Annotated in this window: 12 protein-coding genes; 3 read left to right on the top strand and 9 right to left on the bottom strand. The window is 72.4% G+C overall.

The features are described 5' to 3' along the window. Positions 1 to 210: 210 nt before the first annotated feature. On the top strand, positions 211 to 1,641 hold the full coding sequence (locus AB0N16_RS31555; protein WP_365802614.1) for a SpoIIE family protein phosphatase: 1,431 nt from the start codon (positions 211 to 213) through the stop codon (positions 1,639 to 1,641). Between the two features lie 53 nt (positions 1,642 to 1,694). Here AB0N16_RS31555 and AB0N16_RS31550 read toward each other — a convergent pair whose 3' ends face one another. Then, positions 1,695 to 3,194 (bottom strand): hypothetical protein, encoded by a 1,500-nt coding sequence (locus tag AB0N16_RS31550; RefSeq protein WP_365802612.1) that lies wholly within the window; start codon positions 3,192 to 3,194, stop codon positions 1,695 to 1,697. A 266-nt stretch (positions 3,195 to 3,460) separates the two neighbouring features. On the opposite strand from AB0N16_RS31550, the gene AB0N16_RS31545 reads away from it, so the two are divergent. Both AB0N16_RS31545 and AB0N16_RS31540 read left to right on the top strand, forming a co-directional pair. Beyond that, positions 3,461 to 4,600: an aminoglycoside phosphotransferase family protein gene (locus AB0N16_RS31545; RefSeq protein ID WP_365802610.1), complete on the top strand. Its 1,140-nt coding sequence runs from the start codon at positions 3,461 to 3,463 to the stop codon at positions 4,598 to 4,600. Between the two features lie 302 nt (positions 4,601 to 4,902). Then, complete coding sequence (locus tag AB0N16_RS31540) at positions 4,903 to 6,840, top strand: peptidoglycan recognition family protein (RefSeq protein ID WP_365802608.1); 1,938 nt, start codon at positions 4,903 to 4,905, stop codon at positions 6,838 to 6,840. 6 nt (positions 6,841 to 6,846) lie between these two features. On the opposite strand, the gene AB0N16_RS31535 is transcribed toward AB0N16_RS31540, so the two are convergent. The 8 genes from AB0N16_RS31535 to AB0N16_RS31500 form a co-directional block, all read right to left on the bottom strand. Continuing rightward, complete coding sequence (locus AB0N16_RS31535) at positions 6,847 to 7,344, bottom strand: hypothetical protein (protein ID WP_046731250.1); 498 nt, start codon at positions 7,342 to 7,344, stop codon at positions 6,847 to 6,849. A gap of 72 nt (positions 7,345 to 7,416) precedes the next feature. Beyond that, a complete protein-coding gene (locus AB0N16_RS31530) occupies positions 7,417 to 8,139 on the bottom strand; it encodes a hypothetical protein (protein ID WP_365802606.1) in 723 nt (240 codons plus the stop codon). A gap of 347 nt (positions 8,140 to 8,486) precedes the next feature. Beyond that, positions 8,487 to 11,150 (bottom strand): AAA family ATPase, encoded by a 2,664-nt coding sequence (locus AB0N16_RS31525; protein WP_365802604.1) that lies wholly within the window; start codon positions 11,148 to 11,150, stop codon positions 8,487 to 8,489. Positions 11,151 to 11,288: 138 nt separating this feature from the next. Next, a complete protein-coding gene (locus tag AB0N16_RS31520) occupies positions 11,289 to 12,194 on the bottom strand; it encodes a universal stress protein (protein WP_365802602.1) in 906 nt (301 codons plus the stop codon). Positions 12,195 to 12,345: 151 nt separating this feature from the next. Continuing rightward, positions 12,346 to 12,588: a DUF397 domain-containing protein gene (locus AB0N16_RS31515; protein ID WP_365802600.1), complete on the bottom strand. Its 243-nt coding sequence runs from the start codon at positions 12,586 to 12,588 to the stop codon at positions 12,346 to 12,348. Positions 12,589 to 12,671: 83 nt separating this feature from the next. Further along, positions 12,672 to 13,838, bottom strand: coding sequence for a thiolase domain-containing protein (locus AB0N16_RS31510; protein ID WP_365802598.1), 1,167 nt, complete (start codon positions 13,836 to 13,838; stop codon positions 12,672 to 12,674). Then, on the bottom strand, positions 13,835 to 14,923 hold the full coding sequence (locus tag AB0N16_RS31505) for a thiolase domain-containing protein (RefSeq protein WP_365802596.1): 1,089 nt from the start codon (positions 14,921 to 14,923) through the stop codon (positions 13,835 to 13,837). The genes AB0N16_RS31510 and AB0N16_RS31505 overlap by 4 nt, the downstream gene beginning before the upstream one ends. Then, positions 14,920 to 15,861 (bottom strand): OB-fold domain-containing protein, encoded by a 942-nt coding sequence (locus AB0N16_RS31500; RefSeq protein ID WP_365802594.1) that lies wholly within the window; start codon positions 15,859 to 15,861, stop codon positions 14,920 to 14,922. Before AB0N16_RS31500 ends, AB0N16_RS31505 begins: the two co-directional genes overlap by 4 nt. Positions 15,862 to 15,979 lie beyond the last annotated feature (118 nt).

Below are 15,979 nucleotides of genomic sequence, written 5' to 3'. Positions count from 1 at the left end.
GGTCAAGTCGCGTAGTCCGGCTACGACTTGCCTCGCGGGCCGCGTACGTATTTCATAGCGGTCCACCAGCCCGTGAAGACTCTGGCATATGCCAGAAGCACCACCTTATCGTGTGTTGCCAAATCCCTTACGGGGCGTCGCAGGCTGTGCAACAGTCGTAACCGGTCCCCCGCCCGTCCTGGCCGTACCGTCCCCGCATCGGAGTGCGTCATGCCGTCCCATGTCTCCGCGGACCGCCCCGCCGCCCAGCCGCCCGGGCGCGGCTCGGTCGAGGCGTTGATATCGCAGACGCGGCGGCTCAGGGGCGATGTGGACGCCGTACGACGGGACACCCGGAGCGACGGTTCCGACCCCCGGGACCGCTGGCAGCGCGCACTGTACGACCTGGCACTGCATCAGCTCAACGATCTGGACGAGCACTTGGCGCAGCTGCGGGACGGCCCCGCGCCGTTGCCGCCCGGCCCGGACGCCGGGCCGGTGCATCCCTCGGCACCGGCCGGCATCCCGCACGGTTCGCTGCTCAGCCGGGTCGGCAGCGCGGAGTGGAACCTCCTGACAGACGAGGCCAGTTGGTCCGGCGAGCTCTACCAGATCCTCGGCCGCGACCCCGCCGCGCCCGCGCTCACCCTCGACGAACTGCCCGCCCTGGTCCTGGAGGAGGACCGGCCCGGACTGACCGCGATGGTCACCGACTGCCTGGTCGACGCCAAGCCGATCGACGGCGAGTTCCGCGTCCTGCGGCCCGACGGGAACGTGCGGACCGTGCACATGATGGGCGAGCCGGTACTCGGCGGCGACGGCAGCACCGCCTCGATGTGGGCCGTGCTGCGGGACGTCAGCGAACTCCGGCGCAGCCAGCGTACGGTGCGCGAGACCCGCGACTCGATGCGGTACCAGCGCCGTCCGGACCAGACCGAGCAGCGGCTCGCGGCCGAACTGCAGGAAGCCGTGCTGCCGCCGGGGCGCGGCGCGCTGCCGCTGCCGCGCCGCGGCCCGGGCACCCTCGATGCCGCCGCCCACTACCTGCCGTCCGCGGCCAGCGCCCTGCTCGGCGGCGACTGGTACGACGCGCTGGAGCTGCCCGACGGCGACACCCTGCTCAGCGTCGGCGACCTCACCGGGCACGGAGTCGCCGTCACCTCGGGCATGGCTATGCTGCTCGGCGCCGTACGCGGCATGGCGATGGCCGGCGCCCGGCCGGGGCAACTGATGTCCCTGCTGAACCAGTTGCTCGACGGCACCGTGCAACCCGCGCTGGGCAGCGCTGTCTGCTGCCGCTACCGCCCCGCGACCCGCACCCTGACCTGGGCGCAGGCAGGACACCCCGCCCCGCTGCTGTTCCGCGACGGGACGGGGTGCGTGCTGAGCGCGCCGGACGGCGTCCTGCTCGGCGCCACCTCGGGAGCCGGTTACGGGCAGGCCGAAGTGACCCTGGAACCGGGTGACCTGCTCCTGCTGCACACCGACGGGCTGTTGCCCGGGCACAGCGCGGCGGACTCCCTAGACCGGCTCCTCGGCCTCTCCCCACGGTTCGGGGCGGCACGCACCGCCCAGGACTGTGTCAGGGCCGTGATCGAGGAGTTCGGCGAGACCGGGCGCGAGGACGAGGCCTGCGTACTCATCGCCAAGGTGAGTGAATAGGGGCGGCTGCCGCCACCCGGATCAACCGGTGCGCTTGGTCGCGCACAGGCTCCCTATGCCTGCGCGCTGTTGTTCGTCCCCCTGCTCCTCGCCTTGGGCAGGGCGAGCTTGATCTCCTCCCGCAGGTCCTGGATCCTCGGATAGCTGGCGTATTCGGCGGTGAGCCGGTACATCTGGCGCAGCCGGTCCCAGGTGCGGTGGGAGGAGTTCGATCCCATCGACACCAGGGCCAACCGCGCGTAGTGGCCCGCCTGTTCGGGGTCGTCCGCGATGAAGCAGGCGGATGCCATGGAGAGGAAGTCAAAGATCTTCGACCGCTCCTGCTTGCTGTCGGCCCTGAGCATCAGGGCCTTCTCCGCGTAGTGCCGGGCGTGCACGGCCGCGCTCGGGTCATGGTCGGCCAGCGTGCGGTAGGCCAGGGCCTGCATGCCGTACAGGTCCGCCTCGTTGAACATCTGCATCCAGCTCGGCGGCGGCACATCGCCGCGGTCCGAGACGAAGAGGCTCTCCGCCTGACCGAGGGTACGGCGCATCGCCTGGCCCTTGCCCATCGACGCCTGCGCCCACGCCTCGACGGTGTGGAACATCGCCTGGGTGCGGGGCAGCACCTCGTGGCCTGAGCCGGACTGGGCGAGTTTCATCAGGTCGAGTGCCTCGTCGGGCCGGCCGATGTGCACCATCTGGCGAGCCGCTCTGGAGAGCGCCTCCCCGGCACGCGGCCGGTCACCGCCCTCACGGGCCGCGTGGGCGGCGATGACGAAGTACTTCTGGGCCGTGGGCTCCAGGCCGATGTCGTGCGACATCCAGCCCGCGAGCACGGCGAGGTTGGCGGCGACGCCCCACAGGCGCCGCTGGAGATGGTCGGGGTGCCGGTAGGCGAGCATGCCGCCCACCTCGTTGAGCTGTCCCACCACGGCCTTGCGCTGCAGCCCGCCGCCGCGGGCCGCGTCCCAGGCGCGGAACACCTCGACGGAGCGCTCCAGTTCCTCGATCTCCTCGGACCCGATGGGGGCGGCCTCGTAGCGGTCGAACCCGGCGGGGTCGGCGCGCAGAGGGTCGTCGAGGACGGGGGCGTCGGTCTTCAAGGTGGGGTCGGTGTGCAGCCAGTCGTACATGGCGCTGCTGAGTACGGATCCCGCGGTGAGCGCGGCACCCGCGCCCACCAAGCCGCGTCGGTTGAGCATGAGGTCCATTCCCGTGAATTCGGTGAGGACCGCGGCGGTTCGATCGGGCGCCCACGGCATGCCGTCGGGATGTTCCACGTTCCCGTCGTCCGGCCGTTTTCCCGTACGCCCGTGCCGTACCAGACCGAGGTCCTCGATGGTCACGACACGGCCGAGACGCTCGGTGAACAGGGCCGCCAGCACCCGCGGCACCGGATCGCGCGGGATCTCTCCCATGTCGATCCACCGCCGCACCCGGGAGGTGTCGGTCGCCAGCTGGGGGTGGCCCATGGCCGCCGCCTGCCGGTTGACCAGCCTCGCGAGTTCGCCCTTGGACCAGCCGGCCAGGCCGAACAGGTCCGAGAGGCGGGTGTTGGATTGTCCGTTCACGTCAAGCCCCCAGGTTCTCGGCTGAGTTGACAGTAGCCCCGTGACGATTGCCGGGCGACTATTCGCCACGGTTCGCCAGGGTGCGCCAGATGGTGTGCCACTGGGCAACGGGTGTCAGGTAGGAACGCGCCACCCCGACCCGGTCGCCACTCGACGGGCACACTCCCCAGGGTGTGTCCGGGCGGCCGGGCCGGGTGGGCGCCGAGGACCTCTCGCAGGACTTCTCAGGCAGGCACCGCAGGTACACGAAGGGATCTGTATCGCCCATGTACGCAGCATCGTCCTCCGTGTCCGCCCCGCCCCGGACGCTCCGCCCCCGCCCGGCGGGCAGCGGACCCTATCTCGACCCCGCACGCACCGGGGCCGCCGTACCGGTCGTGGGCCGGCAACGGCGCGCCGCGGGTCCGGGCACCCAACCGCTCAGCGGGAGACTCGACCTGTCCGGCCCCCAGGGCGCACAGCTGCGCACCGCGATCGCGTCGGTGCACCGGATCTGCCCGGAGTTCGCTCCGGTGCAGGTGCTGCGGCGCTCCGGGCGGTCCGTGATCCTCGTCGGGACGACGGGGCGCAGCACGGCCGTGGCCAAGTGTCTACTGGACCACTCCCCCGCCTGGGCGGAGCGGATCCGCCACGAAATAGCGGCATACCGCTCGTTCGTCCGGCACCGGCCGCCGATCCGGGTGCCGAGACTGATCGCGGCGGACCCGGACAACTGCACGCTGGTGATCGAGCGGATGCCCGGCCGGGTGGCGGCGGTACAGCGCCACCCGGCGGAGGCTCCGCCCCGGGCGGACATCCGGGCCGCCCTGGGCGCGATCTGCCGGCTCAACGCCTGGCGGCCCCCGGCGGGCACCTTCGACGCGCCGGTGGACTACGCGGCCCGCATCTCCCGGTACCACGAGCTGGGTCTGCTCACCGACCGGGACATGGGTGACTTGCAGAAGCTGCTGCACGGCATCGCGGTCGCGGCGGGCCGGCAAGGGATGGGCCAGTTCTGTCACGGCGACGCCCTGCTCTCGAACATCCTGCTGTCGCCGGCCGGTCCAGTGCTGGTGGACTGGGAGCACGCGGGCTGGTATCTGCCGGGGTACGACCTGGCGACGCTGTGGTCCGTTCTCGCGGACGCCCCGGTGGCGCGTCGTCAGATCAGCCAGATCGCCCAGTCGGCGGGGCCCGCGTCCCGGGACGCCTTCCTGGTGAACCTGATGCTGGTCCTCACCCGGGAGATCCGGACCTACGAGACCGCCGTGCAGCGTTCGATGCACGACGCGGCCCCGGCGGCACCGGGTACGGCCCACCCGGGTGCCGCGCCGACCGGCGAGGAACAGCGGCTGCTGCTCCGGCGGCTGCACGACGACTGCCAGCTGGCCCGTCGGGCCGTGCGCGCAGCGGTCGGCACTCGCTGACGGGGACGAGAATCCGCGGTGCGCTCAGGACGGCTGCGCGCCGCGGATTTCTCGGCTGACCGTACTGTTCACTGGTATACGCCACTGACGCCGCGCAGGCCGGGAGCCTCCGGCGCGAAACTCCCACGATCATCGTATGACATGGGAATTCTCCCTCCACTGGGCATGATTGACGGATCGTCGGCAAGCCGGTACCACTGAGCCACGCTCAGCCCCGCACGCCCCGTCGCGCTCGATCGCCCCAGGAGGCCGCATTGCGAGGATCCGTCACCGAGCCAGCGCCCACTCGCGGCGGCAGACACATGCGGAGGGCGGCGGCGGCCGTCGGGTCCGCGGCACTGCTCTTGCCGTTGCTGGGCGCCGCCCCGCCGCCCGGCGGGACAGCGTCGTCCACCGGACTGCTCCAGCGGGCGTTCGCGTCCGCCGCGACCGAGTACCACGTGCCGCAGAGCGTTCTGCTGGCCGTCTCCTATCTCCAGTCCCGCTGGGACACCCATGACGGCGCGCCGAGTGTGACGGGTGGCTACGGCCCGATGCACCTCACCGACGCGCACACCGCGCTGGCCACCACCGGCGAGCACTTCGCCGACGGCACCGAGGACGCCCGCGGCGACAGTGCCCGGCCGGCCCTGCACCCCGGCGTCAAGGTGCCGGCGGACTCCGCGCTCCCGGCCCGTCTCAAGACCCTCCTCCGGGCCGCCCGGCTGACCGGCATCCCGGCGGGGAAGCTGCGATCCGATCCGGCGTCGAACGTCGCCGGCGGCGCCGCCCTGCTCGCGGCCGCCCAGCGGTCCCTGCACCAGCCGCTCAGCGCCGACCCGGCCGACTGGTACGGCGCGGTCGCCCGCTTCTCCGGCGCCGACGACTCGGCGACCGCGGCGGCGTACGCGAACGACGTGTTCGACGTCCTCCACACGGGCCAGGTACGCACCACGGACGAGGGAGAGCGCGTCACCCTCGCCGCCCAGCCGGACCTGAAGGCCGACACCGCGCAACTGAAGCTGACCGGGCTGCGCACGGTGGCGGCGGACGACACGGAATGCCCGACAACGGTGTCGTGCGCATGGATCCCGGCGCCCTACGAGGAGTTCGGGGACAACGACTACGGCAACCACGACGTCGGCGACCGGCCCTCCTCGCAGAGCATCAAGTACATCGTCATCCATGACACGGAGGGCGCCTGGGACGGGACCATCAACCTGGTCCAGGACCCCACCTATGTGTCCTGGAACTACACCATCCGTTCCACCGACGGTCTGATCGCCCAGCACGTCAAGGCGAAGGACGTGGCCTGGCATGCGGGCAACTGGTACATCAACGCCAAGTCGATCGGCATCGAGCACGAGGGTTTCCTCGCCGCGCCGGACGCCTGGTACACGGAGGCGATGTACCGGTCGTCGGCCCGGCTGGTGAAGTACCTGACCACCGAGTACGGCATCCCGCTGGACCGGCAGCACATCCTCGGCCATGAGAACGTGCCGGGGCCGACCACCTCGACGATCCCCGGGATGCACACCGACCCCGGCCCGTACTGGGACTGGCGGCACTACTTCGAGCTGCTGGAGCACCCCTTCAAGCGCACGGCGGGCAAGAAGGGCGGTCTGGTGACGATCCTGCCGGACTACGCCACGAACCAGCCGACGTACACCGGCTGCGTCACCAGCGGCCAGCCGTGCACCGCACACGGTTCCGGCGAGGTACGGCTGTACTCCGACCATGACGAGAACTCGGCCCTGATCAAGGACATCGGCCTCGGCAGGGCACCGACGGTCGACGTGAACGATCTCTCCTCGCGGGTCTCCACCGGCCAGCAGTACGCGGTGGCGGACACCTGGGGCGACTGGACGGCGATCTGGTACCTGGGGCAGAAGGCCTGGTTCAGGAACCCGGCGAAGGCGCCGACGGCGGTGACCGCGACCGGGCTGGTGGTGACACCCAAGGCGGGCCTGACCAGCATCCCGGTGTACGGCCGTGCCTATCCGGAGGCGGCCGCGTACCCTTCCGGGGTACCCGCGCAGGCGGTGTCGGCGCTGCCGTACACCATCCCCGCGGGCCAGGAGTACGTGGTCGGTGACGTGGTGCCGGGCCAGTACTACTACGCGGTCACCTTCGACACCGCCTCGCACCGGGTCGTGGTCGGCAAGGACCTGTACTACGAGATCCAGTACGGCCACCGGGTCGGGTTCGTCCGCGCGGCCGACGTGACGGTGGCGCCCGCCGGCCGGTGGGGGCGGCGGTAAGCGATGTCAGCCCTGCTGGAACAGCTCCGCCGGGAGTGGTTTCAGCAGGGCGTACAGGTCGTCCGTGATCGGGCGGTCCCAGGCCGCGATGGTGACGAGGACGCCGTCGCTGCGGTCGAACTGGACGCAGGAGATCCGGCTCTCGGAGAGCTTGAGGCGGCGCACGATCAGCAGGTTGTCGCCCTGCAGCACCGGCATGTCCTCGGTGCCGACGACGGTGACGTCCTCGTCGTTCTCCAGCGCGAGCAGCAGCTGGCCGACCTCGAAGGGGACCTCGTCCTCCGCGACCTCGCGGGCCGGGGAGCCCTCGGGGAGGTTGCCGATGATCATCGCGGGGCCGCGGCCGCCGAAGAGGTCGTAGCGCAGGAAGACGCCCTGGCAGGTGCCGTCGGGGGCGGGCAGCAGCCCGGCGCCGAGGTTGCCGGGCCAGTCGCCCGGGTCCATGGCCAGAACGTCGAAGTCGGGGCCGGCGGGAGTGGCGCTGCGGCGACGGAGGAACGACATGCGGTCCATGGTACGGGGCCGCGGCGCTTTCCCCACCGCCGCGCCACCTCGATGGGTGCGCCCGGACATGCGTCATGAGAAGCGCACGTCGCTCAGGTCGATGCTCACCATGACGTGATCGTGGTCGGGGCGTCCGTCGGGCCCGCGCAGATACGCGCGACGCCTGGTCGGGAACTTGATGCCGTCCCCTTCCTCGAAGTCGGTGACGTACTGGGCGGCCGCGAAGCCGCCGGCGATGTCCACGTGGTAGTCGTGCCGTCTGAGGAGAAGGTCGTCCCCGAAGTAGAAGTCCTGGACCGTGCTGTGGCTTGCGATGGTGTCCGGGAAGGTGATCCGCAGACGGCGCCAGGCCTCGGTCGGCGATTCGGTCCACGGCTCCTTCTCCTCCACGGCCATGCCGTCCATGATCATGAAGAACGGTGTGGTCAGGTACGTCCACAGCGCGTAGCCGTTGAAGTAGGCACGGTCCAGCGGATCCCAGGGGGTGTCCAGGACGTGCCCCGAGAACGATGTGCGCGGGTCGAGACGCTCGGCGACGACCGTGCCGTCGCTCCGCATGATCGCTACCCGGCCGGGCGTGAAGTCGGTGTGCTGGTCGGGGGAGCCGAAGGGACTCACCGACGCGCGTTCCTCGTGCAGACCGATGGTCATTCGGCGCGGCTGGAGGTCCTGAGGCAGGCCCTTGGCCGCGAAGAGTTCGCCATCGCTGACGATGGTGGCCGTCGCGGTCGTCAGCTGCTCCCACCGCCGCACGCCGCCGTGGGCCTCGAGAACGTCGGACAGCAGGCCACTCATTCCTTCTCCTCGACCCGTCGACGGGCACCGTCGCGCTCCAGGCACGCGGGGCGGCACCCTCGAACACGACAACGTTCCAACGAAACGCACCCTCCCGCATCCCGGACCGTCCGTGGTCGGCGGACGGCCTCACCACGTGGGACCCGGACGGACCAAGCCCGCGATCGTGACGGCCCATGGCGCCTTCGCCGGCTCCAGCAGCCGGGCGCCCCGTCTCGTCGGGAGCGCCCGCGCCGGCACCGGTAGCGGCCTCGGTCCGGCCGTCGAACTCGCCGCCGGCCCCCGCGCGGCGGAGCCGCATGTCGGATGCGGCCCCGCGCGCCTGGGTGGGTCGTCGCTGACGGCTGCTACCGAGCCGCCGTCTCCACCGCTGCCAGTTGGGCTCGCGCCTCGTCGGCCAGGCCGTCCGCCCCGCACTGCTCGGCCGCCTCCAGGCCCTTGCGGAGGTGGGCGGGGTCGTGGAGCTCTGTGCCCAGGGCCACCAGCGCGCACGCCAGTTCATAGGCTGCCGGGGAGTGTTCCAGGTGGGTCACCGCCTCCTTGAGGTAGGTCAGGCGGGCGGCCCCCGTCGTGACCTCCGCCGCGGTGCGCAGGGCCTGGCCGATCGCCGAGGGGGCGCCGAACTGGCGGGCGCGGCCGACCGCTTCCAGGGCCGTGGCCAGGGCGCGGTCGGGTGTGTCGTGGCTCTCGGCGCGGGCCAGGTGGAGCTGCCAGGGGCACCACGCGGGGTTGCGGATACCGCGTGGTTCGAGACGGCGGCCCGCGGCCGCGAGCTCGGCCGCCGCGTCCTGGGTGAGGCCGCGCGCGAGGAGCAGTTCGCCGTAGACCGTCTGGGCGTCGGGGAAGACCACGGCCGCCGGGAAGGGCTCGTGGAAGGAGTGCTCCTCGGCGACCTGGGTGGCCTCGTCGGTGCGGCCGCGGGCGAGCAGGGTCTGGACGAGGGTGCCGACCGCGTACCAGTAAACGGGGGTGCCGGGGCCGACGCGTTCGGCGAGGCGCAGTCCGGAGCGGACCAGGTCCTCCGCCTCGGCGAGGCGTCCGCGCCGGTAGCGGACGTAACCGTGGAGGGTGTACGCGAAGGAGAGGTGTGCGCCGCGCCAGCCCTGGCGTTCGAAGTCGGCGGTGCCGGTGGCGAAGAGTTCCTCGGTGCGGTCGGGCCGGTCGGCGTACATGAAGGCGAGGGCGACCAGGACGGGCACCTCGAAACCGCGGTCCGACTCGGCCCAGCCCAGGCCGCCGGCGAGGGCGCGCTCGGCGTGGTGGAGCGCGACCTGCGCGGGCTCGCCGCGCTGGACCGCGTCCCAGGTACGCAGGCCGATGATGTACCGCTCGGTGAGGTCGCGGCCCTGGAGCCGGTCGGCGAGCCGGGCCAGCCGGCGGGAGCGGGAGGGGTGGTCGGGTTCGTCGGCGCGGAAGGCGTCCCACATGAACTGTTCGGAGAGCATCCGCAGCCGGACCCGGGCGTCGCCGGTCACCCGGATCTCCCGGGCAAGGGTCTCGGAGGCCTCGGCGAGCCGGTCGCTGTGGGCGAGCACCTGGGAGAGGCGGTAGACGATGTTCTGGCGCAGCCCGGGCTCGGCGATGGGTTCCGCGAGGGCCGCGCGCAGATGGTTGACGGTGGTGGCGGGTTCGGTGAGCAGGGAGGCGCTGCCGAGTTCGTAGAGGACGGCGGCGCGGTCCTTGGCGGACGGCGGCTCGCGCAGGGCCCGGGCGAGGTAGCGGCAGGCGGCGTCGGGAGCGCCGGCCCGCAGGGTCTCGCCGGCGGCGGCGCGCAGCCGCTGGACGACCCAGGGGTCGCCCTCGGGGTGGGTTTCCAAGAGGTGGCGGGCGGCGGTGGCGGCGCCCTGACCGTCGTCGGTGACGCACCAGGCGGCCTGGCCGTGCAGGGCGACCCGGACGCTGGGCGGGATGGCCCGGTAGACGGCGGTGGCGATCAGGGGGTGGACGAACTCCAGGGTGTCGGCGCCGGTGAGGACACGGACGCCGCGCAGGGCGTCGGCGGCGTCGGCGGCCTCCTCGTGGCCGAGGCCGGCGACGGCGGCGGCGAGCGCGGGATGGATCTCGGTGCCGAGGACGGCACAGGCCCAGGCGAACCGGACGGTGGAGGGGCCGAGGCGTTCCAGCCGGGCGATCAGCCCGCTGCCCTTGACGGCGGCGGCGAGGTCACGCAGCAGGGGCGCGCCGGCCTCGGTGGGGTCGAGGCCCCGGTCGTGGACCTTGGCGGTCAGTTCGACGGTCTCGAAGGGGTTGCCGGCGGTGACGGCCCAGCACTCGTGGCAGAAGGCGTCGTCGGCGTGCGCGCCAAGGCTCTCGCGGACCAGGCCGGCGACGGCGTCGGCGCTGAGCGGTTCCAGGTCGTGCGGGCGGCCGCCGGCCCGGCCGGGCAGTCCGCGCAACGACTCGGCGTGGTCCGGGAGTTCGTCCGGCCGGTAGGCGACGACGACGAGCAGCGGGAGTTGCTCGGCGCGGGGTGCGAACGCGGCGAGCCAGCCCAGGGATTCGGGGTCGGCCCAGTGCGCGTCGTCGAGGACGAGGACCATCGGCGCCTGGCGCACCACGAGGTGGGTGAGCACCCAGTCGAGGCCGTCGCGCAGGCCCTGCTGGTCGGGCGGGGCGCCCTCGGTGGGGGCGCACAGGCCCAGGGCGGGGCCGACGATGTCGTACCAACTGCCCAGTGAGGCGCGGAGTTCGGCCTCCGGTGCGCCGGCGAGGCGGGGTTGCAGGAGCTGGCGGGCGACGTGGAAGGCGACGCGCTGTTCCTGGTCGCCGCCGCGGGCGGAGAGCACCGTGCACCCCTGGGCGGCGGCGCGGCGGCGGACCTCGGCGAGGAGCGTGGTCTTGCCGATGCCGGCGCGGCCGGCGAAGGTGAGCAGCGCGCCGTGCGGCCGGTCGGCCGGTGCCGCGCCGTGCGCGCTCAGACCGGTGAGTTCGGCCAACGCCTCGTCGACGGCGGCGAGTTCACTCTCACGTTCGTAGAGCGTCCGTCGGCTCCGAAGGACCCGCTGTCCCATGACCACCCCCTGCCACGGTGATGCGCGAGCGCGGGGAGCGGGCGCGCACCGTGGCGTGCAGGCAGCTCAGCGTACGCCTGATGAGCGTGATCCGCTCCCTACTGACGGTTACTGAGCCAGGGGGCTTGACAGGGCACTTCAGGACTCTTCGGACGGTGGCGGCGGGATCACCGCGATCGGGCTCGCCGCGTGCAGCAGGACGGCCTGGGTGACCGAGCCGATCATGCGGGCCGGGGCGAGCAGGCGCCGTCGATGCCGCCCGACGACGACCAATTCGGCGGCCTTGGAGGCGGCGACCAGGGCGCCGGCCGCGTCTCCGGGCAGCGCGAGGAGCTCGATGGGCAGGTTCGGGTGCTCCTTGAGGTGCGGGGCGAGGAAGCCCTCGGCGAGGGTGCGGGTCTCCTGCTCGACCTCGTCCTGGTCGACGGTCGGCGGGGCGAGCTCTCCGGCCGTGGCCCAGAACTGGACCGGCCACGGGTAGGCGGCGATCACCTGGAGCCGGGCGCCGCGCCGGGCGGCCTCCCCGAAAGCGAACGCGAGGGTGGCGTCGTCGGGGCTGTCCACGTCCACGCCGACGACGACCCGGGGCCCGGGCCGCGTGGGGAACTCGTCGGGGACCTCGCGCCCCGGTCTGGGTACGACGACGACCGGGCACTGGGCGTCGCGGGCGGCGGCCATGCCGTTGGAGCCCAGGATCAGACTGGCGAAGCCGCCGCGGCCCCGGGAGCCGAGCACCAACAGCTGGGCGTCGGAGCCCAGTTCGGGCAGCAGTGCGGACGGAATGCCCTCCATGGCGACGTACTCCACGGCCGGTCCCCCGGCGTCGGCGGCCAGCCGGTCGCCGACCTCGTCGAGGACGGGGTCGCCGGCCGTGTCGGCTTCTCCCGCGACCATGACGTCCGGCTGCCCCCAGGCGGCGTACTGGCGCACATGCACCACCCGCAGCGGAGCGTCCCGTCGCCGGGCCGCGTCGAGGGCCCAGTCCAGGGCGCGCAGGCTGTCGTCCGAACCGTCCACCGCGGCGATGACCGGCGCAGTGCTCATCGTTGCCCACCTCCGGAATACGACCTTCCCTGTCCGGGGCCAGCCTGTCTCAGGCGGCGGCCCCGGAAGGGCGCTGCTGGTCACGTGTCCGGAAATCCTTGCGGAACGCCCCCCGGTTCGCCTCTCTGCCGCGGAAGCGTGGGGGGGATGCTCAGGTCAGGTCGAACTCGCCCTCCCGGGCCCCCGACACGAAGGCGCCCCATTCGGCGGGGGTGAAGATGAGGGAAGGGCTCTGCGGGCGGCCGCTGTTGCGCATCGCGATGAATCCCTCGACAAAGGCGATCTGGACATCCCCCAGGCCACGGCTGCTGGACTGCCACTCGGCCTCGCTGAGGTCCAGCTCCGGCTTGTCCCAGCCCAGTACCGACTGCTGCTGGATGGTGCTCTCGGCCACGTCCGTGCTCCTCCCGAATACGTCGTCCGCGGCCAGCCTAGCTTTCGGTTCCGGCACTCAACAGGCCACGTGACGGGGTCCTTTCAGGAGTCGGGGGCCGTGGCGCCGACCAGCCACATCGAGAAGAACTGGGAGCCGCCGCCGTAGGCGTGCCCGAGCACCTTGCGGGCGCCGTCCACCTGGTGTTCTCCGGCCTGGCCGCGGACCTGGAGGGCGGCCTCGGCGAAGCGGATCATGCCGGAGGCGCCGATCGGATTGGTGGAGAGCACTCCGCCCGACATGTTGACGGGGAGGTCCCCGTCGAGTTCGGTGACGCCCGATTCGGTGAGTTTCCAGCCCTCGCCCTCGGCGGCGAAGCCGAGGTTCTCCAGCCACATGGGCTCGTACCACGAGAACGGTACGTACATCTCGACGGCGTCGATGTCCCGGCGCGGGTCGGCTATCCCGGCCTGCCGGTAGACGTCGGCCGCGCAGTCCTTGCCGGCCTGCGGCGAGACGGCGTCCTTGCCGGCGAACAGGGTGGGTTCGCTGCGCATGGCGCCGCCCAGCATCCAGGCGGGCGGTTTCGGGGAGCGCGCGGCCCCTGCCCGGTCGGTGAGGACCATGGCGCAGGCGCCGTCGGAGGAGGGGCAGGTCTCCGAGTAGCGGATGGGGTCCCACAACATGGGGGACGCCTGGACCTTCTCCAGGGTGATGTCGTGTTCGTGGAGGTGGGCGTAGGGGTTCTTGAGCGCGTTGCGGCGGTCCTTGTAGGCGACCAGCGAGCCGACGGTGTCGGGGGCGCCGCTGCGCCGCATGTAGGCCCGCACGTGGGGGGCGAAGAAACCGCCCGCGCCCGCCAGCAGCGGCTGCTGGAAGGGGATCGGCAGGGACAGCCCCCACATGGCGTTGGACTCGGACTGTTTTTCGAAGGCGAGGGTCAGCACGGTGGGGTGGACGCGGGCGGCGACGAGGTTGGCCGCGACGAGCGCCGTGGAGCCGCCGACGGACCCCGCCGTGTGGACCCGCAACATGGGTTTGCCGACCGCCCCCAGCGCGTCCGCCAGGTAGAGCTCGGGCATCATCACGCCCTCGAAGAAGTCGGGCGCCTTGCCGATGACGACGGCGTCGATGTCGGCCCAGCTCAGCTCGGCGTCGTCGAGGGCGCGTCGCGCGGCCTCCCGGACCAGCCCGGCGATCGACACGTCCCGCCGGGCCGCCACGTGCTTGGTCTGGCCGACCCCTACGACGGCCACGGGCTCCTTGCTCATCGCGGATCCCCTTCCTGAGCGGGGCTCTTCAACGGGTCCCCTTCGAGTACGGCGACCAGGTTCTGCTGCAGACAGGGCCCGGAGGTGGCGTGGGCGAGGGCGCGGTCGGAGTCGCCGCGGTGGATGCGGGCGGCGGCCTCGCCGATACGGATCAGCCCGGCCGCCATGATCGGGTTGGCGGCGAGGGCCCCGCCGGAGGGGTTCACCCGTACGTCGTCGCCGAGCCGCAGCGCCCTGCGCAGGACGACTTCCTGCGAGCTGAACGGCGCGTGCAGCTCGGCGGTGTCGACGGGCCGTTCGAAGGCGCCGGCGCGCTCGGCGGCGAGCCGGGCGGACGGTGCGTCGGTCAGGTCGCGGACGCCGAGTCCGTGCGCCTCAATGCGGTGGTCGATGCCCCGGATCCAGGCCGGCCGGGAGCACAGCGCGCGGGCCCGTTCCCCGGCGGCGAGGATCACCGCGGCGGCCCCGTCCCCGATGGGCGGGCAGTCGCCGGTGCGCAGCGGCCGTACCTGGTAGGCCCCCTGCGGTACCGAACCCCGGAGCTGGGCGTGGGAGTTGGCGCCGGCGTCCGCGCGGCTGCGGGCGCCGACCGCGGCCAGCGCGGGCTCGTCGGTGTGGCCCGCGTCGATGAGGGCCTGCGCCTGGAGCGCGGCGAGGGCGACGGAGTCCGGCCAGAGGGGGGCCAGGTAGTAGGGGTCGAGCTGGCGGGTGAGCACGTCCCGGACGGAGCCGGGTGAGGACTTGCCGTACGAGTAGACGAGGGCGGTGTCGGCGTCCCCGGTGAGCAGCTTGGTCCACGCCTCGTACAGCGCCCAGGCGCCGTCCATCTCGACGTGCGACTCGGAGATCGGCGGCCAGGCACCGACGCCGTCGAGGGCGAGGGTGAAGGAGAAAGCGCGGCCGGCCAGGTAGTCGCTGGAGCCGGAGCAGGTGAAGCCGATGTCGGCGGTGCGCAGCCCGGTCTGTTCGAGGACGTCGTGCAGCACCGGCATGAGCATCTCCACCTCGGAGAGCTCCTCGCTGGTGCGCCGGTGGTCGGTCTGCGCGAAGGCGACGACCGCGATGTCCCGCGTCGGTGCGGTCACAGCAGCTCCTTGTACGTCTCGTAGTCCGCGTCCGGTTCGCCGGTCGGCCGGTAGTGGTCGGGGAAGCGGGCCCCCTCGGTCCACACGGGCTCGACCCTGAGGCCCATCCGCACCTGGTCGTAGGGGATGCCCCCGATCCGGCCGTGCAGGGCGAGGCCGGCGCCGTCGAGGGCGATGTGCCCGTAGACGTACGGCACCTCGATGTCGAGGTTCTTCGCCTTGATGTTGACGATGCAGAAGGTGGTGACCGTGCCCCGGGGACCCACTTCGACCTGTTCTGCTGTGGCCACCCCGCAGGTGGGGCAGGCACCCCTCGGCGGGACGTACACCTTTCGGCAGGAGGGGCAGCGCTCGCCGTAGGTACGCCGGGTGGACAGGGCGTTGATGTAGGCGGACTGGGCACGGCCCGGCGAGTAGGTGTAGTCGAGGCGGGCGTGGGCGACGATGCCGTGCACGGCGTCCTCGAACTCGCCGCTGTGGCCGGCCGGTTCGGTCGCTTCCCCGTCGTACGGTTCGAAGCAGGCGATGTCGGTGATGGCGCCCGACCGCTCCTCGGCCCAGCGGACGCGGACCCGCATGCCGGTGCGGACGGCCTCGGGGCTGGGGGCGTCGAGAGCGTGCAGCAGGGCGGTGCCGGCGCCGTCGAGACGGACCAGGACCCAGGCGAAGGGGGTACCGAGGGGCTGGCCGCGGCGGGGTTCGTGGTTCCAGGCCCAGGTGGTGACGGTGCCGGTGGGGGCGACCTCGACCAGGTCGCGGATCTCCTCGGCGGTGACCGGGTCGTACTCGACGGGCGGCACGAGGACGCGGCCGTCGCCGGTCTTCACACCGAGGACGACGCGTTCGCGCAGTCCGGTGAGGAAGGCGCTCTGGACCGGGCCGAGGGAGCGGGTGAAGGGGAACTCGACGACGAGGGGCGCTTTGAGGACTTCTGGCATAAGGGGCTTGCCTCCTTCAGAAGGTCGATGAATCGCGCCCCCTCAGGGGCACGGGGCGTAGACATCCGCGGCTCCGCCGGGTGGGCGCGACCAGCCACCACCGGCCCGTGGCGTCCGA

Origin of the sequence: Streptomyces sp. NPDC051105 (genome assembly GCF_040682795.1) — a bacterium.
GTDB lineage: Bacteria > Actinomycetota > Actinomycetes > Streptomycetales > Streptomycetaceae > Streptomyces.
This window is presented reverse-complemented; position numbering and strand designations above follow the sequence as displayed.